Here is a 22486-nt window from a genome sequence, read left to right on the forward strand (position 1 = left end):
ATCTGCTTACTTCCCTTGATCAGGGCTTAGCATCGTTAGCGAAATACGCCCTTTTTTCTGATCGACATCGTCCACCCAAACGGTTACAATATCACCTACTGAAACAACGTCCATCGGCTTGCTAACAAAAGATTTACTTAGCTTCGAAATATGTACAAGACCGTCTTGTTTTACACCGATATCAACAAACGCTCCGAAATCCACAACATTGCGCACCGTTCCTTGGAGTTCCATTCCGCTTTTCAAATCTTCCATTGAAATAACGTCTTGTTTCAAAAGCGGTGCATCGAGCTCATCGCGCAAATCACGTCCTGGCGCTACAAGTGAATCTACAATATCTTGAAGCGTCTCTTTTCCGACTTCAAGTTCTGCTGCCATTTCTGCCAAACTGAACTGGGCCAGTGCTTTTTTAAGTTCTTGTGAGCCAAGATCTGTCAGCTTAAATCCAGCTGAAACCACAATGTTTTCTGCTATTGCATAGCTTTCTGGGTGAATTGCTGTTGCGTCAAGTGGATGCTTACCTTCTAAAATACGCAGGAACCCAATGCTTTGTTCGTATGATTTAGCACCTAGGCGCGGTACTTTTTTAAGTTCTTTGCGTGATTCGAATGGTCCATTTTCCTCGCGGTATTTACGAATGTTCCCAGCAACCGTCTTATTGAGCCCAGCGACATATTGTAAAAGCGATGCTGAGGCCGTATTCACATTGACTCCAACTTGGTTTACTGCAGTTTCCACGACGAATGTTAGCGTATCGTTGAGTTGTTTCTGCGCGACATCATGCTGATATTGACCAACGCCGACAGATTTCGGATCAATTTTTACGAGTTCGGCGAGTGGATCTTGCAAGCGGCGACCGATTGATACCGCGCTTCGTTGCTCAACTTGAAAATCTGGAAACTCTTCACGTGCGATATCACTTGCGGAATAAACACTAGCTCCCGCCTCATTCACAATGCAATAATAGGCGCCTAGCTTCTCTTCTTTGATTAACTCTGCAATAAATTGTTCGGACTCACGTGATGCCGTGCCATTCCCAATCGCCACTACCTCAACACCGTATGTCTTCATTAATTGTAATACTTTTTGTTTTGCGTCACCTTTTTTATTTTGGGGCGGATGCGGATAAATCACATCGATAGTCAGCACTTTCCCCGTTTTATCAAGCAAGGCAAGCTTACAACCCGTACGATATGCTGGATCAAGTCCTAAAATTATCTTCCCTTTTAGCGGTGGTTGCAAAAGTAATTTCCGCAAATTTTCCGCAAAAATATGAATCGCTTGTTCTTCCGCAGCCTCAGTTAATTCAGCTCGGATTTCGCGCTCGATAGCAGGCCCAATAAAGCGTTTGTACGCATCTTCAATCGCGCTAATGACATAGCTTTCCGAAATAGAACCAGCCTTCTTAATCACCTGTTTGCGCAAGTACTCGATGATTTTAACTGGATCAACAACAACTCCGACACGCAAAATATCTTCTTTTTCGCCTCTGTTAAATGCCAAAACACGGTGACTTGCTATTTTTCCAATGATTTCTTGATACTCATAATACATTTCGTACACGGATTTTTCGTCCAGCTCAACTTTTTTCCCAACCGATTGCATCATACCAAATTTTCTAGTAAATTCGCGAATCCATTTTCGGTAAGTTGGTTCATCCGAAATGACCTCTGCTATAATTTCGTGTGCACCTTGCAAGACATCCTCTGTCGTTACCACTTCATGCTCGGCAGAAATATAGTTCGCTGCCTCTGCCATCACATCACCTGATTGTGGAAATGTAAGTAACCATGTCGCGAATGGCTCCAATCCCTTTTCTTTTGCAATCGTTGCTTTTGTGCGTTTTTTTTGTTTATATGGGCGATATAAATCCTCCAGCGCTTGGTGTTTCTCGGCTTTTTCAATCGCTACTGCTAATTCTTCTGTAAGCTTTCCTTGTTCTTCAATCAATCGCAAAATTTCTTCTTTGCGCTGTTTTAGCTTTTCAACATAAGCATAGCGCTCTTCGATATTACGAATTTCGACCTCATCCAGACTACCAGTCATTTCTTTCCGGTAACGCGCAATAAACGGCACGGTATTTCCTTCATTAAGTAAATTTATAACCGCATTGATTTGGTTCGGGCGGTATGGTAGTGATGTATGTACTAATTTTAAAATTTCTTCCATGTTCATCTTTGCCTCCATAATTTTATCTTTTGTTGTTGTGGCTCTTATGAGGCATCCCTAGCCGATTTAGAGCCTCAATATGCATGAGAATGTAGTGAGCATGTAACCCTTCAGCGGCTCTTATACACAGACCAACTAGCAGACGTATATTGAAATACCTAGTCCAATACTGTATTCTTTAAAAAGCATCCAGATCCAGCTTCAAGAGCCCACCTCTCAAAAATTTCGTGCCCTTCGTATATGAGGCATTCCTAGCCGATTTAGAGCCTCAATATGCATGAGAACGTAGTGAGCATGTAATCCTTCAGCGGCTCTTATACACAGACCCAGACCAACTAGCAGACATATATTGAAATACCTAGTCCAGTACTGTATTCTTTAAAAAGCATCCAGATCCAGCTTCAAGAGCCCACCTCTCGAAAATTCATAGCCTCAGTAAAAATCCAGAGAGAACTTTTCCAGCGCTCCCTTTTTCATTCAATCCAGCCTCAACGGCCATCCCCTAGAAAACTTCACACCCTCCTTAAAAAGCAAGAACAGCTTTTTAAGGAGGGCGCTCCAGTTTTTTCGGAACTAAACGAGCTCGTTTCAGCCCTTCATCTTCCCAACCAAAAAGGTCACATCATCTTCTGGTACATCCGCTACGTTACTCTCAATATTGTGTCCTACCGCCTCTATTGACCCTCTCGCATGGAGGTGTTTCTTAACCCCCGCTAGCGTTAGACCATCAGAGTGCATTAGGAAAGTAGAGCCTGGGCGATAGCTGAATTCTTGTGTCCGTATTTTTTGCTTTCTTCCCGATAAAAAACCTGTCGATGAGATTGGATAGACTAACTTTTCGTCTTCTCCAAGCATGTAAAATCGGATATTCCCAATGCCACAGTAAGTCAGTTTTTGTTTCGTCCAATCAGCCCGCCATATTGCAATTGCAGCACCTCTTAAACCCGCTACTGCTTCGTTTGAGCGAGCTACAATGTCTGCTAATGACTTTAATGAGCTGTTCGCGTCAATAGCCTCCGTCACAGCTTTAGCGGCCTTCTCAGCTTCTTTTCCGCTACCAAGGCCATCCACCAGCGCACAGAGAAAGCCTGATGCATTCTCTTTTATAAAAATTTGATCTCCACAATGTTGCTGTAAATGTTTAGCACGTTGAAAAACATAAACTTCCGTGTCGACATCTGACTGCCACATCGCATTCATCTAATCTAAATCCTCATCTTGCAGTGCCGCGCGCAATTTATTAATTGCTTGACGCTGAATCCGTGAAACGTGCATTTGCGAAATATCCAGCAAATCCCCCGTCTCTTTTTGGCTACGATTCTCAATGAACGTGTATTGCAAAATTTTCTGCTCCCGCTCATCAAGCGCTGGTAGTACCTTTTCAAGCAGCATCCGTTGATTTACACGTTCAAAACCATCATCCTCACCGCCGACAACATCCAAAAGCGTAATCGTGCTTCCATCTGAATCCGCTTCAATCGAATGATCCACAGATAGAGCCTGATAACTTTTACCCATTTCCATCGCTTCTAAAATTTCCTCTTCCGTTGCACCGATATAATCAGCAATATCGCTAATTTGCGGCGAACGTTGCAGTTCACGCGTCAATTCTTCGACCGCATTTTTAATCTTAGGTCCAAGCTCCTTGATCCGACGTGGTACGTGAACACTCCAAGTTTTATCTCGTAAAAAGCGCTTGATTTCCCCGACAATCGTTGGTACTGCAAACGCTTCGAAACTTTTGCCAAACGTTGCATCATATCTGCGAATCGCACCGAGCAATCCAATATTTCCAACTTGCACTAAATCTTCATGAAATGATTTACCTTGAGAATACTTGCGGGCAATGGATTCCACCAAATTTTTATAGTGAACAACAAGCTCATACTGCGCTTCCTCATCGCCGGTTTCTTGGTAATCACTAATCCATTTGTACACTTTTTCTTTGGCTTTTTCACGGGCTTCCTCTCTTGCCGCCAGTTCCTCAGGTCGAGATAATTTTGGCATTCCCCTCCACCTGCTTTTCCTCTATATATTTAGTCATGACTACCGAGACTCCATCTTCATAATGCAATTCAACATCATCCATCAGCGCCTCAATTAAAAATAAACCTAAGCCCCCAACACGCAACATGTCCGCATCGCCTTCTTCTTCATATGGGCCAATTTCAGCCTTGCGTTTCTCCAAATCAAAGCTCTTGCCTTCATCTGTGACACGCACCTCTAACTTATCTTCATAAATGGAGAAAGTAATCTGAATTTCACCACTGTCCTCTTCGCTAAAAGCATGTTTTACAGCGTTCGTAATCGCTTCACTAATCGCAATTTTTAGATCCTCAATCGCTTCAAAAGAAAAACCAATTCGGCTTGCGACACCAGATACTGCTAATCGTCCTAAACTTACGAACTCAGGTTTTGCCGGAATTTTTAGCTCAATCGTGTCATGCATTGTTGCCATTCATTTCACCCTCTACATTTTTGATTTCAATAATATCAGTCAAACCAGTAATCTCAAACAAACGATAAATACGATTTGACAACCCAACTAATTCCAATTCACTTTTCTTTGCACGCAAGTTCTTAAATAGGCCAACAAAAACGCCTAAACCCGTGCTGTCCATGTAGCTCACTTCGGCTAAATCAATCTGTAACCAAAAATTCTCTTGATTTAAAAACTCACTCAAAGCCTCTTTTAATTTCGGTGCCGTATACGCATCAATCTCGCCACCTACAACTACTTTCGCATGATTACTATCATTTTCTCTGATCTCTACTTTGATATTCATCACTTCACCTCGCCCATTTTTGTGTATCCAAATTACCTACCCTAAATATCGTTTCCTTAAACACGCTTCAAACAAATTAGTGTAAAATCGTCGCGCAACTCATATTCCTGCATTTTACACAAATGATCATACACCCCCTTAACCAAACCTTGAGGCGGCAAATCAATCCGTTTCTTGAAAACTGCAATCAAATCCTCGCGCTCAATAAAGCCTTCATCAGTCCGCGTTTCTGTCACACCGTCCGACATAATAAAAATCATATCCCCAAGCTCCACTTCCTTCTCAAAAGCGCGATACGTAGCACTTGAATCGATACCAAGCGGCAAACCCCGCGCATACAAATCAGTAAAGCGTTGTGTTTTGGCACTATAGTATAGCCCAACTTCATGACCAGCTGATGCAAATTCAAATAAGTGGCGCTTCGTGTCATACAAGCCATAAAACATCGTAATAAACATATTGTCCGCAATATTCATTTCAGCAACCACATTCAAGTTTCGCAACATTTCACTTGGAGTCTTCATATCGCCGCCATAGTTGTCTGCCGCATATTTCAGCATCGACATACTGAATGCTGCGGGAATCCCTTTACCAATCACATCTGCGAGCGTCACGCTAATTTTATTATCGCCCTCATTGGTGAAACTATAAAAATCGCCGCTCATCTGGCGCATCGGTACACTTACTACACCTACCTCAAGCCCGTCCACCATCGGAATATCCGATTTCATCATCGTTTTTTGCATATCCTCCGCTTGCGCAATCTCACGCCGAAGTGCTATCTGCTCTGTCCGTAAACTAAGGTGCTCCATGTGAGCCAGTCCATAACCAACCATCATTTCTAGCAGGACATCAAACGAAGAAGAAACAAACGCTGGCAGATCTGCATCATACTCTTCTAAAATCGAACGATGCAGATTCACTACCTCTTCTGGTGATACATGTTTTTCCATTGCCTCTCGTGTCAATTTTTCGCACGAATACAATATCTCTTCATCTTGGTGCTCTAAATATTTCAACATGATGTCGCGGTATTTCTCTTTAAACTCCCTAGCATCTCTATCTTCCATTTAGCGCCGTCCTCCCCTAGCGGACCCACTTTTGTGTTGTAATAATGGTTCCCTGTTGCCCTTCTTCTACACTAGATACTAAATCAAACGTATCCATCAATCGTTTTACACCTGGTAAGCCGGCACCAAGACCACCTGATGTCGTGTAACCATCTTGCATTACTTGCCTTACATCTCGTATTCCTGGGCCTTTGTCTTTCGCAACAATTTTGAGCCCATCTTTTCCTGCTTCTACCATCTTCTCAATACATATCTCTCCAGTTCCCGCATAGAGAAAAATATTTCGGGCAAGTTCACTAATCGCTGTTGTAATACGCGCTTGATCCACCGTACCAAACCCGATTTCCTTCGACACTTTTCTTCCTAACTGGCGAGCGGCGACAATGTCCCACTCATTGATAATCTTGACACAGGATTGGAATTCCATCTCTATTCCCCCAATTCCTGTTTTAATTTTTCCAGACCGCTTTCTAGATCCATCGCGGAGAGGACACCTTCAAATGTAATACCGAGCTCAATCAATGTAATCGCGACAGCTGGCTGGATTCCCGTCACAACAACCGTCGCTCCCATCAACCTGGACATGCTAACAACATCTCCTAAAATTTTTGCAATGAAAGAGTCAATAAAATCAATCGATGTAATATCAATCACAACGCCTCTTGCAGACGTTTCATGAATCTTAGCAAGCAAGTCCTCCTGAAATTCTACCGCCGTATGGTCATCGAGCTCACTCTGGATGGAAATTAATAGACATTCTCCCAATTTCAAAATCGGAATTCCCATTCTCTCACTCCTCTTTTTCTACAATCTCTCTATTTGTCATCGCGAGTGCCTTCTCCATGCCTTTTTTCATTGTGCTCGTCGTGACAACTTGATCTAATTCTATCCCTAAATTAACTATCGTCTGCGCAATCTCCGGCCTAATCCCAACGAGCATCGCTTGGCATCCCACTAACCTTACTGCGTCACTAGCCTGGATAATGTGGTGCGCTACCATCGTGTCCACAATCGGAACACCTGTAATATCAATTAACACCACATCCGAACGATGCTTCACAACACCGATTAGCAAGTTCTCCATAATCAATCTCGCACGCTCCGTGTCAATCGTTCCAATAAGCGGCATCACCGAAATCCCATCGAAAATCGGTAATAACGGTGCGGACAGTTCCTGTAATGCCGTTTTTTGAATGGATACTGTCTTCTCCCAAGATTCTGCATAAGCATTCACAACCACATTATACATCGATGATAACCAGTTCTCAAAATGATAGTAAATATCCTCATCCAAATTCTCTTTTTTCTCGTTAAACAATCCTTGTCGCTTCATCTCGCTGTAAACTAAAAGTCCAAATGTCCGCAGACCAGCCGTTACAAAATGTACCGACCAATTAAGATGTACCACTTTTCTTGAAAAGCCATCTAACTTCTCATTAAAGGAACCATCTTTTGTCCCCAAAACATTCGCAACAATCAAATCTAAAAACTCGCGACTTGTATCCTCATATAGAACATCGCTCGTCACCAACAGAATCGCCGGATCTGCCTGTTCCTTCATCTGTTCCATCCACTTGTTTAGCAACACATCTTTGTTTGTATGGATAAAATTCGCAAAATCTCTATACATATTTATCTTTCCAACCTTTCTCATCTGCTTGAAACCTAGTCTAATCTTTCTAAAAAAAAGAGACATAAGAAAAGCAGGGGGGAGCAAAATGGGGTTTGCCACAGCCTAAGAAGCTTCTCTCATGTCCGGTACTAAAAGCCAGACATTATATTCTAAACTCAAGTATCATCAAATATGTAATTCTCTTTTGTTCCCTTTAAATCTTCGCGAAACCTTCACGTACAGCCTCTTCGTTCATCTAGTAAAGCCATTCTTAATCATCAATTATGTAAAAGACACATCGACTCTACTACTCACAAATATTCGCAATTTTAGAAATCTACTAAGCCCATACTAATTTCTAACGCTTTGTTTACTTGATTCATCAAGCTATCGTCCAAATGCGTAATCTTGTCCGTCAAGCGTTGTTTATCAATCGTTCTGACCTGCTCTAACAAAATAACAGAGTCACGATCAAAGCCATGTTTCCGGGCTGCTTCAACGTGGGTCGGCAATTTGGCTTTAGAAATCTTTGCCGTAATTGCCGCCACGATGACAGTAGGACTAAACCGATTGCCAATATCGTTTTGAATGATGAGAACAGGCCGTATTCCTCCTTGTTCACTACCCACAACAGGAGATAGGTCCGCGTAGTAAACATCCCCACGCTTCACCATCGGCACATTCATCCTCCTAAAACTTGTAAATTTTTATCCTCGGCTTCCGATTCAACATGCGTACATTCACATGCAATCGAAAAATTGATAGAAGCCATTTCAGTATACCCACGTTCCATTTCGTCACGTAACTCGCGTGCTTTTCTTTGACGTAAAAACTGCTGTGTTGCTTCCATAATTATTTCACTCCGCCCCATTTTTTCTTTTGCCCGAGCCTCATCTAAGTCGTCCAATACCTGCTGCGTCATTTCTACCCAGATTTCTGTCGTGTCTGTCTTTTCTAACACGCGTCACACCCCCAGCTGTGTATTACTCTATAACATATATATCGTAACACTATAGACGCGCGATTGAAAGGCTTTTCGGAGTGTTTTTCCCAAAAAATACGCTATTAGACCTGATTCCCTATTACCCATGCTAGACTGAATACCTAACAGTTAGGAAATATGTTGTGTACTTTCTCATTATAATTCCTAATCAAAAACTATGCACGTAAAAAACCTCAATCAGATGTATTTTTTTGGAACGCGCTCAGAAATAAGGCAAGTGATCTCATAATTAATCGTATTTAGATGGCTCGCCGCAACGTCTGCAGAGTTCGGACTACCAATTAACGTCACTTTTGTTCCAACAGGATATTTGTGCGGTAATTTAATGATGCATTGATCCATACAAACACGACCAATAACCGGCATCAAAATACCATCCACTGATACTTGAAACCCTGAATAAGCGCGAATAAACCCATCTGCATAGCCAACAGGAAGCGTCGCCACCCATTCACGTTCAGCCGCCTCATAAGTCGCACCATAGCTGACACAATCCCCTGGAAATAACTCCTTCACTTGTACCATTTCCGTATACCACGATAAAGCCGGTTGCAATTTAAATGGTAACACTGGCACAATTTCTGGTGACGGCGTTAAGCCATACATCGATATCCCAAACCGTACAGCATCAAAATCGACTTGTTCGTGCAACAACGCCGTAGCACTGTTTGCGCAATGTACCCATGCTGGACGCGTTGCCATTGATGCCAATATGTTACGGAAACATGCCAGCTGCTTCTCAAAATATGATGTCTCCAACTGATCTGCCGTTGCAAAATGTGTAAAGATACCATCTAACGTTACATCTTCACGTTTCGCGATTTCTGCCTCTATCTCGCGAATGGCTTCCATAGAACGTAATCCCAGCCGCCCCATACCCGTATCTACTTTCAAGTGGACATCTAGATTTACTGGTAGCAATTCTAACCCCATCAACCAATCTAAATCAAACACTGTTAAAGTAATCCGTTTCTCCGCGGCAAGCCTAGCAAACGATTGAGGAACTGCACCCATCACCAATATAAAATCATCGAATCCAGCTTCTCGTAAGGCCAACGCCTCATCTAAAATCGCAACACAAAAGCCTTCTGCACCTGCCTCTTTCGCTATTTTGGCAACTTCCAGCATACCATGACCGTATGCGTCCGCTTTGATAACTGCAAATAAAGCTACGTCCTCTGGTAAATGCGCTTGCTCATTATGAATATTAGCTCGGATTGCCGCACAATCTACCTCTATCCAAGTCGAACGATGCCATCCCGTTACTGCCATTCTTTCCGCCCCCGATCTACCTCTTCAATAATGACTTGCGCCGCGGCACTTCTTCCTGTATGAGTAATGCTAACGAAAACCTGTTCATCCAATCGCTTCGGCTTCGTCAAAATCGGCCGTCCATTTGGCAATGTTAAAATTTCAACATCCGTAAAACTAAGTTCTTTTCCAAATCCTGTACCGTTCGCTTTTGCATAGGCTTCCTTGGCAGAAAACCGCCCTGCTAAAAACTCTACTTTGCGCACACCGCTATACTTACCAAGTAAATTCTGTTCGTCTTCCGTCAAAATTCGTTCTACAAAACGCGGATTATGCGTCAACACCTTCTCCACTCGATCCAAATCTATCATGTCTAATCCGATACCTTTAATCATTATTTCATCAGCTCCAAAAGTTGGCTCGCCTCATTCACGGCTGCTTTTCCAGCTTGAATGCAATCAGGAATTCCCACGCCTCGATAAGACATTCCTGCCAGAAAAATAGTTGGGTGGCTCTGCTTCAAATTTCCCTCCACCATTGCTAGTCGTTCTTGGTGCCCCACCGTGTATTGCGGCATTGCTTCTTTCATACGACTTACCTCATAAAATAACGGCTCACCTTGAAGTCCAATCATCTCTTTCAAATCCGCCTGCACTTTAGTTGCCATCTCCTCATCCGTTTGGTCAAGCAACCCAATTTGTCCTGCCTTTCCAAGGAAGCCGCGTAGTAAAATCTTTCCATCAGGCACCATATGCGGCCATTTCTCGTGCACCCATGTACAGGCCGTGATATTGTAATCACTTGTTCTCGCCACTAGAAACCCAGTCCCCTCAGGAATCTCTGGAACCGCATCTTTCTCAAAAGCAAGCGAAATCGTTGCTAAACTCGTCATTGGCTGTTCAGCAAGCGGCTTCACTGCTGGGGCATCGAGTAATTGCAACACAACATCGTGCGTCGCAGCAATAATAATCGCATCCGCAACAATACGCTCCCCACTCTCCAAGACGACCGTTGTATTTTCAATCGCCTTGACCTTCGTGTTAGCATATAGTCGCTCTACTGGAAGAACGTCAACTAGCGCATCAGTCAGTGTTGATAATCCGCCATTAAGCGTTCGAAAAGCACCAATCGTCTTCGCTGTCCCCGTCGTATTCATTGTTTCTGGTCGATGGCTTTTTAATCCATACATCAAGCTCCGGTGTTCCTTCGCCACCTTCTCAAACTGCGGAAACGTAGCTCGCAGACTCATTTCATAAATGTTTCCTGCATAAATACCAGCAAGCAATGGCTCAATTAAGCGAACTACCATCTCTTTTCCAAAACGATACTCAAAAAAGTCTCCTATCGACTGGTCCGCATCTGTCACATTCCCATCTAACATCAATTCCTCTAACGCTCTTATCTTCCCATCTTGCGTTAACAAATCACTTTCCAAAAGCGCACGAATATCAGTTGGAATTCCCATTACAGAACCTTCTGGTATGGGATGGAGCGCCGCATCATGATAAATATACGATTTTCCCGTAGCATTCGTAATCAACTGATCTGTTAATCCCAGTTCTGCAACAAGTTCCACCCCCGCTGGCTTACGCGCTAAAAAGGAATCTGGTCCCTTCTCAATAATAAAACCATCGCGATGAACCGTGTTGAATTTCCCACCAAAGTGATTGTCTGACTCAAATAATTGCCAATCCACGGCTTCCTGATCTACTTGTTTGTTCAAATAATACGCCGCGGATAACCCGGTGAGCCCGCCGCCGATAATGATGACTTTTTTCATAATAGGTTCCTTCTTTCTGAGTAAAGCTTACTTATTTTGATGGCTGATACCAGTAATAAAGCTGATTCGCGTCCTGTGCAGCAATATAATGAACGCTAGCATTCAAATGAGTTTGACCTGACTTTAAAAGTACCGAAAAATGTACAACGTTCCCTTTTTTCATCCAAATACTTTGCGCGTAATTCACCGATTGAACTCGGCGCTTCAGCATGAAATTCGTCTGTCTAGAAATAAATGGCCGCCCCTGCATCACAAGCTCCGTTTCTGTTGTGCAAAAACCAGTTGCGCGATATGCCACATAAGCCTTCCAAGCAAAAAGCGGTACCAACACTAAACTGAATAGCCCCCATGGGAACAATAGTATACTAACGAGCAAAATAACCGGTATCGTCCAAATCACGTTAATAAATAAAAAGCGTCGCAAGCTTGTCTTAGGAGCTCGCTCTAGGCGTTCAACAGGAAACTCGTAATCTTCTAAAAACTGAGGTAAAATCTCTAATGCCTTCGCTTTTTTTACAATTGGCAAAATGAGAATATCACCAGAATGTTCGTTATCGCCTGAACTACCTGCCGTCACAACACGCACCGACGCCAATTTCAACATTTGGCGAAGCGGCGATTCCACTAATTTAATCGATTGAATTCGTTCAAAAGCAATGGAAGTATGTTCTCGCTGCAATAATCCTTTTTCAATGACAAGATGATCTTCAAATTTCATCAATTTGAACTGGAAATACTTAAATAGCGTCGTAACAATCGCAATCCCCCAAAGAATTAGCAGTACGACAAGTCCAATGATAACAAGAACAACCGCACCATATCGCACAATCGTATCAAATTGCTCTTCCACAAAATCAGTTGGAATTACGTCACGAAACTGCTGACTAAGTGCAAGGATAATCAGAAATACCCCAAACACGCCACCAGACGTCACAGCCATTAATAGTAGCTCCTTCACCTCTAACTGAAATGTCAAAAATGGCTTCTCGTCCTTATCCTGAACAACAGGAATCTCTTCTGTTTCAAGTTGCTCTTCCTCGACCAATTCAGCCACTTTCCCGGCACGCAAATCTTTCAACTCTTGTGCAACACTAGCAGGAACCGCGCTCAAATCCGCCTCTGCTTTCCCGCCACCAGCTGTTTCAATTAATATTTGGACAACGTGAAACGGGATGTAGAAAAACCATTGTTTCTGCTGCACCGTCTGAATGCGTTCATACGGAATGAAGATATTTTTCTTGAAAAACAAGCCATACTTCACGCGAATCCCCTTATCATCCATGCGATAATGGTATGTAAAATACTTAATAAGAGCAGGTGCAAGAAGCAAAATAATCAATGCCAAAACGAGTAAAGGATACATCCACCAAGATAAAATCCCCTTACCACTCAGATTCCGAAACGCTGTAAAAGCAACAACTGCAATCGGAATAATGCTCTGCCTCACACTAACAATTAATTCTTTAATAAGCGCAATCGGATGTAGACGTCTATCTTCATACATCTTCCTTCGCCACCTTTACAAGCTCTAAAATATGGTGCCTAAGCGCATCTGATTCCTCTGCACGAACCGCTTCAATCGTATGAACTGTCGCTGCTGTTGAAATGGAAACACTCACCAACTTCTGCTTCCTAAGCAAAGGCCCCTGATCTGTCTCTACATGCTGCACCCGAATCATCGGAATCAACACTCGACTTCTAAAAATAATCCCATGTTGAATCTCAATCTCGTCATGTCTAATCTGGTAACTCCACCTAGCCCAACGAAAAGGTACAATAACAAAAAAAGTCAAAATAAAATAGCCAATCATGAATGCAAAACCAATCGCACTCCACCACACCGAAACATCAATAAAATAAAATAGTATCGCTGCTCCAATCGACGCAATCAAAAATATCAAAATCGCAATGGCATAACCTTGACGCCATACTGTTTTAATCTTCTCTGGCAATTTCTGTGCTAAATTCTCGAGCTCCATAAAATACCCTCCCTTTTCCTTTTAATGATACTTGAAAACCCCTGAAAAATAAAGCTTTATCCCCTGCTATTTTGCACAAGCTACAAGCATATTTATCCCCTTATTCTTTGATTTTGTGTATACTTAGTTCCAACAAAAAGTTCTTAGACTCGACGTTTTTCGTTCATAGTTTGTTCATTTATTAGCTTTATAATAAAAAATAGGAAGGTGGTAGTAAATATGAAAAAGCGATTTTATAAATTCCTATTGCTTATTTTATTCTTTTCGACAAGCGTACATATCCCCGTTAGCGCCGCAACAACGAGCCCCACTACTTCCGATGAGAGCGCCGGTGATTTTATCGATATGTTCGAAATTGACAATTATACAGCAGCAAACCCATATATTTTAGTGAATGGAAACACCGCTACACTGATGTTCACCACTACAGAAGATGCGAAAGTGAGCATTCGTAACAGCACCATCCATATCAAAACAACCAATTATACGCAAGATCAAGAGCTGACTATTAACCAACTTGCAGAGACAAACCATCTTATTTTGACTGTCACAACAAAATCTGGCGACAGCAGATCTTACCCAATCACAATTAAAACAATGCCGAAAATTATAGACACAGCCCTTTCTCCGTCAAGAAGAGCGCATTCTTAGAAAACTCTCCGTCTATTTTCATTTCCATCTCACAATTATCCTGTAGTATAGAACTTATTACTGGAGGGATACCTACATTGAAAAAGAAAATTGGATTCGGAGCCTTATGTTTCTTAATCGCGCTAGGAGTCAGCATCTTACTCACACAACCAGATGTAAAAAACACGGCCAGCAAGTTAAAAACGAACTATATAGAAGCAACGACCGTCGAAAAAGTAAGCGACCCGTTCTCTAATCTCGTTGAGGAACAGAAAAAATGGTTTATCGATAAATTAGAGGGACCATAAAATAAGCATGATAACAGTCACGTTACAGCGACTTGTCATCATGCTTATTTGCGTTCTAATTAATAATTTTTTTGAAATTGATGCGTTTGTTAATGTAATACATAATCGGTGCGCCAACTGCTAAAACTATGAATTCGCTGATGGCCAGTGTTAACCACGTATACAAAAATGGAAATTCCAAAACAAGCGCCAATTCCCAAGCAATGATACACATTGTTGCCGAGAAAACGAGCGTTGTTAATACCATTCTTACTTTCACATTCGCAATATAGCGGCTGAGCAAAATCACGATAACTAGTGAAATTACGGACTGTCCTACGCCAAAAACCAAGTCATACCAACCAAGTGGTGAGAAGAAATTCGCAATCAGAACCCCCACGACAATTCCAAAAAAGTACTTCTTATCAAATACGATTAAATGATTGAACATCTCCGACAAACGAAATTGAATATTCGTAAAGCCAAAAGGTGCAACAACTAAAGTCACGACAACATAAAGCGCCGCAACAATCGCATTGACTGTTAACGTTTTTATTTTCATTCTAAATAAGCTCCCCTTAGTTTTTTTACGTAGGATGGTTTCGAACTACGTTTTCTCATCTATGTTACATTAAAATCACCGCTACATCAAGGCCATTTCATTTTTTTTCGTAAGTAAGCGGTATCTTATAAAAAATACTTGCTTTTTTTTGCAAATGGGTGTAAATTCAATTATAGACTTTATTTGTCCATAATGAATTTTAATAAGCGACAAATTATATCCATAATGAAAACGAGGTGACTAGAAACATGCAATTAACGAAAGGTGTAGAGCAAGCAATATGTATCATTGTCCTGCTGTCGACCCAAGATAATCACAATCCACTAGCATCCGACGCGATTAGTGAGCATTTACAAGTTTCGCCTTCTTACTTAAAGAAAATCATGCGTAAACTTGTCGTTCAGAATATTATTCGCTCTGTACCAGGCAACAACGGCGGTTTTTCATTGGCGAAAAGTCCAGAAGAAATCACATTATTGGAAGTCGTCGAATCCATGGAAGGCCCCATCTCCATTTATCCGGATACAGGCCTAATCAACAAAGTTTTTCGCGACGGCGAGCACACTTCTAAAGGGGAAGCAGTGTTACATGACGTTTTTAACGGCGCAAACGACCTTATTCGCGACTACTTATCGAAACAAACAGCCGCAGACTTACTGAAACGCACGATGGAACAATCCGAAATACCAGTACTTAATTGGAACACAACGAATCTAAGCAATCAAAATGAGAAAGAGTGAGTTTTATGAATATGTTAAAACAAGAATGGAAACGACTGTTAAATAACAAAATCCTGCTCGTTTCAACAATCGTTATCATGTTTATCCCGATTTTATATGGCGGTGTTTTTCTAAAATCCGTTTGGGATCCTTATGGCAAGACGAGTGAGCTTCCTGTTGCAGTTGTCAACGAAGATCAAGCCGCCAATTATGAAGGGCAGCAACTGGACGTCGGGAATGAACTTGTCAAAGAACTGAAGAAAAATAACGATTTAGGCTGGAATTTCACAGACGCCGAAACCGCCAACAAAGGCTTGAAAGACGGCAAATATTATATGGTGATTACGATTCCTAAGGATTTTTCCAAAAATGCCTCAACCGTTCTTGATGCAACACCTAAAAAAATGAACCTTTCTTATGAAATCAACCCTGCACAGAACTATATCGGGGAAGTGGTTACAGGTCAAGGCGCATCAGCCGTCAACGCCAAAATTTCGAAAAAAGTCACAGAAAGCTATGCCAAAGCAATTTTTTCACAAATAGCTAAGGTTGGTGATGGTTTTGAAACAGCCGCTGACGGTTCTAAAAAAATCGATGAGGGCACCGTGCAGTTAAAAGACGGTAGCAAAACACTGACTTCTAAACTAAACGAATTAGCCACAAGCACGCCGAAACTGGCAGATGGTGCAAACAAAATCAGCGTCGCACTGGGCACAACCGTAGCAGATGGCGTGAATAAGCTAGATGCCGGCGCTAACAAATTAAATAGTTCACTCGGCCAATATACTGCCGGTGTATCTCAAATCCAATCAGGCCTCGGTAAATTGCAAGGTGGAACCGCACAGTTAAGCGCGAACTCCCCTGCCTTACTTGCTGGAAGTGACAAGTTAGCTACGGGTCTTGGCACGCTAAACGAAAATACCGAAACATTAGCTGCAAAAGTTCCAGAATTAAATAATGGGCAACAATCCTTAAACAGTGGTTTACAAAAATTACACGCAGGGAGCGAAAAACTTGACGCTGGACTTAACAAGCTAGCAAACGGACTCCCAACCGCATCCAATGTCCAAGAGCTCACATCCGGATTAAACGCCATGAAAGACGGCATCAGTACAATCAATGGCTCACTACAAGCAAGCGGCGATTTGAGCGCCTCCATGAAAACATTACAAACAAATATGGAAGCGATGGAAACAGCGATTACAGATTTAGGCAAGTCGATACAAAATAATGGTAAAAATACAACGACAGCTATTGCTAGTACGAACGCATTCCAAAACTTAGCACCCGCACAGCAAAAAGAAATCACCGACGCACTCAGCACAGAATTAACGAAGCAAGCTGGTGAACAAATCGCGATTGCCCAAAAGCTTGGCGCGAACCTCTCTAGCACTGCAAATATTTTACAAAACAAATTACAACCAGTTGCAGGAAATATAAGTGCACTGAAAGCTGGCGTATCTGAATTAAATAGTAAAGCATCGGTTGGTATTCCAGTGGCCGTCAAAGCCATCCAAGGCTACGACACAATCCGTGGTGCATTCGTTGCTCCGAACAATGGTATTTTAGACGGATCAGCTGCCCTAAAAGCAGGACTTGATTCCGCACTAGCAGGAAGTAACCAATTAGCCTCTGGAACATCTGCACTCACGAATAGCGTCCCAGCTCTTGTCGGTGGTGTATCGCAGCTTGCAGACGGATCTAGCACACTAAACAGTGGCTTACAAACTTATATAACAGGCGTAGACACAGTAGCTAACGGAGTCAGTCAAGCTAATAACGGCGCTACGCAATTAACCGAAAATAACCAAGCTTTACTCGCAGGTTCTTCCGCACTCGCAAATGGTACGAATACTTTAGCTAGTGGCTTACCGGAACTAGTGAACGGTACAAATACACTAGCAAGTGGTGCAGCACAAGTAAGTGATGGTTCAGGTAAACTTGCTACTGGATCAGCAACCATCGCGTCCAATCTTGTCAAACTAAATGATGGCACAAGCGAACTCGCAACCAAATTAAAAGATGGTGCCACACAGGTCGGCCAAATCAATCCATCATCAAAAACATACGATATGATTGCCCAGCCAACCGACCTCACTGCAGAAAAACTAAGTGACGTACCAAACTATGGTCACGGCTTAGCACCTTACGTCCTATCGCTCGGACTTTACGTTGGCGCATTGGTATTCAACTTCATCTTCCCAATCCGCCGTCCATCGATGACACCAACATCAGGTGTATCATGGTGGGCAAGTAAGTTCTCTATTGGCTTTGTGGCAGCAATTTTACAAGCGTTAATTCTTGATTTTGTGATGTTAGCGCTCGGCCTTGAAGTGGCACATATGGGAGACTTCTTCTTAATCTCCATTTTGACGTCGCTCACGTTCATGTTCCTCGTTATGTTACTTGCAACAGCATTCGGAAATCCAGGTCGCTTCGTTGCGATGGTTATCCTTGTCTTGCAACTTGGAGCAAGTGGTGGGACCTTCCCAATGCCACTAACAGACGGATTTTTCAACGCGCTTAATCCATTCCTTCCAATGACGCATTCTGTTTACGGCTTCCGTCAAGCAATCTCATCAGGACTTGGAAACAGCCTCTTTGTTACTAGCGCTTGGATTTTAGCTGGATTGATTGTGTTGTTTAATGCATTGCTTATTTTGACATTAACGATTCGAAAAAACAAACGATTTCCAGTGACAACATTACATGAAAAAATGATTTAAACGAAGGAAAAAGCTATAAATATGATGCACCTCTAAAGTTAGAGTTAAAAGATCTAACTTTAGGGGTGTTTTTATTTTCAAATGGATGTTTTAGTCGTAACTCAAGCTCTTTCTTGCATTAGCCTTAACTCCAAGGTTTATAATACAGTATGGAGGTGAGTAACAATGAATATTAAACAAGCGGCTGAAATGTTTAGCTTGACCGTGGATACGTTGCGCTACTATGAAAGAGTCGGTGTTATCCCGCCAATACATCGTAATTCCAGTGGTTACCGTGACTATTCTACCCGTGATTTAAACTGGATTTATCTCGTGAAGAATTTGCGCAAAGCTGGATTATCTGTCGAGTCACTCATTGAATTTGCGACACTAGCTCAATTACGCGAAACGCAAAATGTGGAGAAAGCTCAAAAACAAGTTTTACGAGATCAATTGAAAGAGCTGGACGATAAGCTAGCCGAAATGCAGCAAGTACGCAACTTACTCGTCTATAAAATCGAAACTTACGATGAACATATTGCAAAATTTAAAACTGGCGAAATGAACACTGAAAACATTGAAAAACTATGGGAAATAAAATAACTTGCATTGGACTTAACTTTAAGGTTTATAGTTAAAACTAGAATAACTAATAAAACCTAGGAGGACTTATTTATGCAAACTGTTACACTAAATAATGGCATCGAAATACCGATTTTAGGATTCGGAACCTATCAAATTACCGATGCCCAACAAGCTGAAACTGCTGTGATTGAAGCAATTAAAGCTGGTTATCGCCATATTGATACCGCTCAAAGCTACATGAACGAAGAAGCTGTTGGTCGTGGCATCGCTAAATCCGGTGTTGCGCGTGAGGAATTGTTTATTACCACAAAAATTTGGGTCGAAAATGTTAGCTATGACGGCGTTCTTTCCTCATTCGAGCGCTCCTTACAACGCCTTGGCTTAGATTACATTGATTTACTGCTCATTCACCAACCTTACAGCGATGTTTACGGAGCTTGGCGCGCTATGGAAACCCTACAAAAGCGAGGAAAAGTTCGCGCGATTGGGATTTCCAATTTTGCAGTAGATCGTGCCGTAGATTTAGCAGAATTCAATGAAATAACCCCACAAGTGAATCAAATCGAGATCAATCCATTTCAGCAACAAACAAAAAATATTGCAGCTCTAAAAGCAGAAGGAATCATGCCAGAAGCTTGGGCACCGTTTGCCGAGGGGAAAAACGATATCTTCCACAACTCCATACTTATTGAAATCGGCGCGAAATATAATAAATCGGTCGCACAAGTAATTACTCGCTGGCTGATAGAACAAGATGTCATTGTTTTAGCGAAATCAGTTAAGCCAGAGCGGATGTCAGAAAACTTGGATGTCTTTGATTTTGAATTAACGGAAGCAGATAAGCAGAAGATTGCGGAATTAAACGAGGGAGAAAGTCAATTTTTCTCTCACGCAGACCCAGAAATGATTCGTTGGATGGCAAGCCGAAAAATGGGTGTTTGACGAAGAAAAGCTTAGTATCAGTATTAAGTCGAGTGCTAATACGTGATACTAAGCTTTATTTATAATTGATGGATATGTACGACTAAAAAACTCCGAATTAGATGATATCAACTAGTTCGGAGTTCTGCTTCATTTATTATTTAGAATGGCCGCCTTTATGTCCGCCACCAGAGCCAGATTTACGATCGTTGCTGTAACGACGTCCGCCACCGTTTCCAGAGCCAGAACCGCCTTTGCCGCGATAACCGCCGCCTCCGCCTTTACGATCTCCACCACGGTAACCACCTTTATTGCCTCCGCGATAACCGCCACCTTTACCTTTGCCGCCGCCTTTTCCTCCACGATGAGGTAATGGACGTTCTTCGGAAATGTGAACTGGTGTTTGATCTGGTTCTTTTGATAACAGTTTCAACATTGCTGCTGCGATATCTGTTGCATCATACTCTTCTAATAATTTCGTTGCTACTACTTTATAATCAGCTAGGCTGTCTTCACGAACAATTTCACTAATTTTTTCAGTAGCTACACGCAATTGACCTTCGAATGCTTCATCCCAAGTTGGTGGTTGAAGTGGTGTCATGCGTTTTTTCGTAGTATCTTCCACGATTTTTAGGTAACCCATTTCACGTGGAGACACGAATGTTACTGCCATACCTTCTTTGCCGGCACGACCAGTACGTCCAACACGGTGAACATATGATTCTGGATCTTGCGGAATGTCGAAGTTATAAACATGTGTTACACCGGAAATATCTAGTCCACGCGCTGCTACGTCTGTTGCAACAAGGATATCGATTTTTCCTTCTTTAAACTTGCGCAATACGCTCATACGTTTCGCTTGGGTCAAATCACCGTGAATACCTTCTGCAACATAGCCACGCATGTCAAGCGCACGAGATACTTCGTCAACACGGCGTTTTGTACGACCAAATACGATCGCAAGTTCTGGTGCTTGTACGTCTAAAAGTCTAGAAAGAACATCAAATTTCTCTCTTTCATTTACTTTTACGAAGAATTGCTCAATTAATAGAGCTGTCATTTCTTTTGCTTTTACTTTTACCAATTCAGGATCTTTCATGAAACGTTCTGCAATGCGTTGGATTGGTTTTGGCATTGTTGCTGAGAATAGCAACGTTTGACGCTTATCTGGAACTGTTTTTAGAATTGACTCGATATCATCGATGAATCCCATATTTAGCATTTCATCCGCTTCATCCAATACTAATGTTTCCACGTTTTCTAGACGCAACGTTTTGCGATTGATGTGATCTAGGATACGTCCTGGCGTACCAACAACGATTTGTGGATTTTTCTTCAATGAGCGAATTTGACGGCTGATGTCAGAACCACCGTATACTGCCAAAACATGAAGGCGTTTGTCAGAAGCTAAACGATAAAGCTCTTCTGAAACTTGAATCGCAAGCTCACGTGTTGGCGCGATAATTAGCGATTGTACTCCTGTTTTTTTAGGGTCAATTTTGTTGATAAGTGGCAAACCAAATGCTGCCGTCTTACCTGTACCTGTTTGTGCTTGTCCAATAATATCTTTACCTAAAAGACCTAGTGGAATTGTTTTTTCTTGGATTGGGGTAGCTTCCTCAAATCCCATTCTGTTTACTGATTTAACAATTAGCGGATCTAAACCGAACTCCGAAAACTTTGTCAATGTCATTTCTCCTTTAAAAATAAGTTTTTTTGGGAGAGCACTTTCTCATCTTCATCATCTTTACTCATCGTTTTAATTCATCTGGTTAATGCAAGCAAATTGTTCTGGATAACACCTTAACGCTCACATTTTTCATTTTTCTGCAATAGAAAAGCTTGGATAAACCAAGCATATGATTCACGACATAATGGAGGCTGGGTTCAGTCATCAAATGCCGACAAGCAATCGATTCTGTCCACAGTCTCTTACGCAAAAAATAAAAAAGCCCTCTAATAATAATGTAGGCCTATCGTAAAAACCTAATTAACTTCCACAAACCATCATAACACGAATTCCTTGTATTTTCAATGATTAAACTTGATTTAAACGTTATATTTATGGTTTACTTTCAAGTATGCGCATACATTGTAGTGGCGAGACAAATAAGCCATAAAAAAGGAGCCTGCTACAAAATTGAAATTGCGGCAAGCTACTTTATAATTAATCAGTCGTAAACTTTTTTATCATTTTGATTAGAAGTGTGATAACAAGTATGGCTATGAATACGAGTAATGATTGGACAGCACCTAAAAATAGTGCTCCAAGTATGTCTGAAAATGTAGTGTCAATGAGTAGCATAATATCCACAAAACTAAATACAACAAAAAGCGACATGAACAGTATTGTACTGAACCCCAAAAGTTGTACCAAATTTAATTAAACCTCTTGGCTGGCCTGAAGACGGTATTCTACCGGACTCA

24 protein-coding genes and 1 riboswitch are annotated in these 22486 nt (G+C 41.8%); of the genes, 6 read left to right on the forward strand and 18 right to left on the reverse strand.

Annotation, left to right across the window (positions count from 1 at the left end):
• Window positions 1-6: 6 nt before the first annotated feature.
• From R8925_RS12845 to R8925_RS12920, 16 genes are all read right to left on the reverse strand, one after another.
• Window positions 7-2175, reverse strand: coding sequence for a Tex family protein (locus R8925_RS12845; protein WP_430536206.1), 2169 nt, complete (start codon window positions 2173-2175; stop codon window positions 7-9).
• 582 nt (window positions 2176-2757) lie between these two features.
• Window positions 2758-3360 carry a PP2C family serine/threonine-protein phosphatase gene (locus R8925_RS12850; protein WP_430539447.1) on the reverse strand — a complete coding sequence of 201 codons (603 nt, stop codon included), beginning with the start codon at window positions 3358-3360 and terminating at the stop codon, window positions 2758-2760.
• Between the two features lie 9 nt (window positions 3361-3369).
• Entirely contained in the window at window positions 3370-4176 is an 807-nt protein-coding gene (gene sigB, locus R8925_RS12855) for an RNA polymerase sigma factor SigB (protein ID WP_430536208.1), read from the reverse strand.
• Window positions 4154-4627 (reverse strand): anti-sigma B factor RsbW, encoded by a 474-nt coding sequence (rsbW, locus tag R8925_RS12860; RefSeq protein ID WP_430536209.1) that lies wholly within the window; start codon window positions 4625-4627, stop codon window positions 4154-4156. The genes sigB and rsbW overlap by 23 nt, the downstream gene beginning before the upstream one ends.
• Window positions 4611-4955, reverse strand: a complete 345-nt coding sequence (locus R8925_RS12865) for an STAS domain-containing protein (protein WP_430536210.1) — start codon at window positions 4953-4955, stop codon at window positions 4611-4613. The genes rsbW and R8925_RS12865 overlap by 17 nt, the downstream gene beginning before the upstream one ends.
• Before the next feature lie 56 nt (window positions 4956-5011).
• Entirely contained in the window at window positions 5012-6025 is a 1014-nt protein-coding gene (locus R8925_RS12870) for a PP2C family protein-serine/threonine phosphatase (RefSeq protein WP_430536211.1), read from the reverse strand.
• Between the two features lie 16 nt (window positions 6026-6041).
• A complete protein-coding gene (locus tag R8925_RS12875) occupies window positions 6042-6452 on the reverse strand; it encodes an anti-sigma regulatory factor (RefSeq protein WP_036073262.1) in 411 nt (136 codons plus the stop codon).
• A gap of 2 nt (window positions 6453-6454) precedes the next feature.
• Window positions 6455-6811, reverse strand: a complete 357-nt coding sequence (locus R8925_RS12880) for an STAS domain-containing protein (RefSeq protein WP_036073255.1) — start codon at window positions 6809-6811, stop codon at window positions 6455-6457.
• 4 nt (window positions 6812-6815) lie between these two features.
• Window positions 6816-7655: an RsbT co-antagonist protein RsbRA gene (locus R8925_RS12885; RefSeq protein WP_430536212.1), complete on the reverse strand. Its 840-nt coding sequence runs from the start codon at window positions 7653-7655 to the stop codon at window positions 6816-6818.
• A gap of 311 nt (window positions 7656-7966) precedes the next feature.
• The gene (locus R8925_RS12890) at window positions 7967-8311 is read right to left on the reverse strand and encodes a type II toxin-antitoxin system PemK/MazF family toxin (protein WP_036073294.1); all 345 of its coding nucleotides are present in this window, start codon (window positions 8309-8311) and stop codon (window positions 7967-7969) included.
• Between the two features lie 8 nt (window positions 8312-8319).
• A complete protein-coding gene (locus R8925_RS12895; RefSeq protein WP_036073247.1) occupies window positions 8320-8598 on the reverse strand; it encodes a hypothetical protein in 279 nt (92 codons plus the stop codon).
• Between the two features lie 219 nt (window positions 8599-8817).
• Window positions 8818-9912 (reverse strand): alanine racemase, encoded by a 1095-nt coding sequence (gene alr, locus R8925_RS12900; protein ID WP_430536213.1) that lies wholly within the window; start codon window positions 9910-9912, stop codon window positions 8818-8820.
• On the reverse strand, window positions 9903-10286 hold the full coding sequence (acpS, locus tag R8925_RS12905) for a holo-ACP synthase (RefSeq protein WP_430536214.1): 384 nt from the start codon (window positions 10284-10286) through the stop codon (window positions 9903-9905). The genes alr and acpS overlap by 10 nt, the downstream gene beginning before the upstream one ends.
• Window positions 10286-11671, reverse strand: a complete 1386-nt coding sequence (hemG, locus tag R8925_RS12910; protein WP_430536215.1) for a protoporphyrinogen oxidase — start codon at window positions 11669-11671, stop codon at window positions 10286-10288. The genes acpS and hemG overlap by 1 nt, the downstream gene beginning before the upstream one ends.
• 31 nt (window positions 11672-11702) lie before the next feature.
• Window positions 11703-13175, reverse strand: a complete 1473-nt coding sequence (locus tag R8925_RS12915; protein WP_430536216.1) for a PH domain-containing protein — start codon at window positions 13173-13175, stop codon at window positions 11703-11705.
• Window positions 13168-13650: a PH domain-containing protein gene (locus tag R8925_RS12920; RefSeq protein WP_430536217.1), complete on the reverse strand. Its 483-nt coding sequence runs from the start codon at window positions 13648-13650 to the stop codon at window positions 13168-13170. Before R8925_RS12920 ends, R8925_RS12915 begins: the two co-directional genes overlap by 8 nt.
• Window positions 13651-13869: 219 nt before the next feature.
• Here R8925_RS12920 and R8925_RS12925 point away from each other — a divergent pair, with 219 nt between their 5' ends.
• The gene (locus tag R8925_RS12925) at window positions 13870-14301 is read left to right on the forward strand and encodes a hypothetical protein (RefSeq protein ID WP_430536218.1); all 432 of its coding nucleotides are present in this window, start codon (window positions 13870-13872) and stop codon (window positions 14299-14301) included.
• Window positions 14302-14378: 77 nt separating this feature from the next.
• Complete coding sequence (locus tag R8925_RS12930; protein ID WP_430536219.1) at window positions 14379-14588, forward strand: hypothetical protein; 210 nt, start codon at window positions 14379-14381, stop codon at window positions 14586-14588.
• Window positions 14589-14643: 55 nt separating this feature from the next.
• Here R8925_RS12930 and R8925_RS12935 read toward each other — a convergent pair whose 3' ends face one another.
• Window positions 14644-15129 (reverse strand): QueT transporter family protein, encoded by a 486-nt coding sequence (locus tag R8925_RS12935; RefSeq protein WP_430536220.1) that lies wholly within the window; start codon window positions 15127-15129, stop codon window positions 14644-14646.
• 10 nt (window positions 15130-15139) lie between these two features.
• Window positions 15140-15184: riboswitch (PreQ1 riboswitch) on the reverse strand.
• 193 nt (window positions 15185-15377) lie between these two features.
• On the opposite strand from R8925_RS12935, the gene R8925_RS12940 reads away from it, so the two are divergent.
• The 4 genes from R8925_RS12940 to R8925_RS12955 all read left to right on the forward strand — a co-directional run bounded on the left by R8925_RS12940 (window position 15378) and on the right by R8925_RS12955 (window position 20080).
• A complete protein-coding gene (locus R8925_RS12940) occupies window positions 15378-15869 on the forward strand; it encodes an RrF2 family transcriptional regulator (protein WP_430536221.1) in 492 nt (163 codons plus the stop codon).
• Between the two features lie 5 nt (window positions 15870-15874).
• Window positions 15875-18574 carry a YhgE/Pip family protein gene (locus R8925_RS12945; protein WP_430536222.1) on the forward strand — a complete coding sequence of 900 codons (2700 nt, stop codon included), beginning with the start codon at window positions 15875-15877 and terminating at the stop codon, window positions 18572-18574.
• 165 nt (window positions 18575-18739) lie between these two features.
• Entirely contained in the window at window positions 18740-19156 is a 417-nt protein-coding gene (locus R8925_RS12950) for a MerR family transcriptional regulator (protein WP_430536223.1), read from the forward strand.
• Window positions 19157-19228: 72 nt separating this feature from the next.
• A complete protein-coding gene (locus R8925_RS12955; protein ID WP_430536224.1) occupies window positions 19229-20080 on the forward strand; it encodes an aldo/keto reductase in 852 nt (283 codons plus the stop codon).
• Between the two features lie 136 nt (window positions 20081-20216).
• On the opposite strand, the gene cshA is transcribed toward R8925_RS12955, so the two are convergent.
• The gene (cshA, locus tag R8925_RS12960) at window positions 20217-21746 is read right to left on the reverse strand and encodes a degradosome RNA helicase CshA (protein ID WP_430536225.1); all 1530 of its coding nucleotides are present in this window, start codon (window positions 21744-21746) and stop codon (window positions 20217-20219) included.
• Window positions 21747-22486 lie beyond the last annotated feature (740 nt).

The sequence above is a fragment of the Listeria rocourtiae subsp. hofi genome, assembly GCF_963575615.1.
Lineage (GTDB): Bacteria > Bacillota > Bacilli > Lactobacillales > Listeriaceae > Listeria_A > Listeria_A hofi.

What these genes read in the sequence shown, in the direction of transcription:
- R8925_RS12890 (WP_036073294.1), bottom strand. Translation starts at nt 8,311, where the DNA reads ATGGTGAAGCGTGGGGATGTTTACTACGCGGACCTATCTCCTGTTGTG.
- rsbW (WP_430536209.1), bottom strand. Translation starts at nt 4,627, where the DNA reads ATGGCAACAATGCATGACACGATTGAGCTAAAAATTCCGGCAAAACCT.
- R8925_RS12875 (WP_036073262.1), bottom strand. Translation starts at nt 6,452, where the DNA reads ATGGAATTCCAATCCTGTGTCAAGATTATCAATGAGTGGGACATTGTC.
- R8925_RS12920 (WP_430536217.1), bottom strand. Translation starts at nt 13,650, where the DNA reads ATGGAGCTCGAGAATTTAGCACAGAAATTGCCAGAGAAGATTAAAACA.
- hemG (WP_430536215.1), bottom strand. Translation starts at nt 11,671, where the DNA reads ATGAAAAAAGTCATCATTATCGGCGGCGGGCTCACCGGGTTATCCGCG.
- R8925_RS12945 (WP_430536222.1), top strand. Translation starts at nt 15,875, where the DNA reads ATGAATATGTTAAAACAAGAATGGAAACGACTGTTAAATAACAAAATC.
- R8925_RS12880 (WP_036073255.1), bottom strand. Translation starts at nt 6,811, where the DNA reads ATGGGAATTCCGATTTTGAAATTGGGAGAATGTCTATTAATTTCCATC.
- R8925_RS12845 (WP_430536206.1), bottom strand. Translation starts at nt 2,175, where the DNA reads ATGAACATGGAAGAAATTTTAAAATTAGTACATACATCACTACCATAC.
- alr (WP_430536213.1), bottom strand. Translation starts at nt 9,912, where the DNA reads ATGGCAGTAACGGGATGGCATCGTTCGACTTGGATAGAGGTAGATTGT.
- R8925_RS12870 (WP_430536211.1), bottom strand. Translation starts at nt 6,025, where the DNA reads ATGGAAGATAGAGATGCTAGGGAGTTTAAAGAGAAATACCGCGACATC.
- sigB (WP_430536208.1), bottom strand. Translation starts at nt 4,176, where the DNA reads ATGCCAAAATTATCTCGACCTGAGGAACTGGCGGCAAGAGAGGAAGCC.
- R8925_RS12915 (WP_430536216.1), bottom strand. Translation starts at nt 13,175, where the DNA reads ATGTATGAAGATAGACGTCTACATCCGATTGCGCTTATTAAAGAATTA.
- R8925_RS12950 (WP_430536223.1), top strand. Translation starts at nt 18,740, where the DNA reads ATGAATATTAAACAAGCGGCTGAAATGTTTAGCTTGACCGTGGATACG.
- R8925_RS12865 (WP_430536210.1), bottom strand. Translation starts at nt 4,955, where the DNA reads ATGAATATCAAAGTAGAGATCAGAGAAAATGATAGTAATCATGCGAAA.
- R8925_RS12850 (WP_430539447.1), bottom strand. Translation starts at nt 3,360, where the DNA reads ATGTGGCAGTCAGATGTCGACACGGAAGTTTATGTTTTTCAACGTGCT.
- R8925_RS12955 (WP_430536224.1), top strand. Translation starts at nt 19,229, where the DNA reads ATGCAAACTGTTACACTAAATAATGGCATCGAAATACCGATTTTAGGA.
- R8925_RS12935 (WP_430536220.1), bottom strand. Translation starts at nt 15,129, where the DNA reads ATGAAAATAAAAACGTTAACAGTCAATGCGATTGTTGCGGCGCTTTAT.
- R8925_RS12940 (WP_430536221.1), top strand. Translation starts at nt 15,378, where the DNA reads ATGCAATTAACGAAAGGTGTAGAGCAAGCAATATGTATCATTGTCCTG.
- R8925_RS12925 (WP_430536218.1), top strand. Translation starts at nt 13,870, where the DNA reads ATGAAAAAGCGATTTTATAAATTCCTATTGCTTATTTTATTCTTTTCG.
- acpS (WP_430536214.1), bottom strand. Translation starts at nt 10,286, where the DNA reads ATGATTAAAGGTATCGGATTAGACATGATAGATTTGGATCGAGTGGAG.
- R8925_RS12885 (WP_430536212.1), bottom strand. Translation starts at nt 7,655, where the DNA reads ATGTATAGAGATTTTGCGAATTTTATCCATACAAACAAAGATGTGTTG.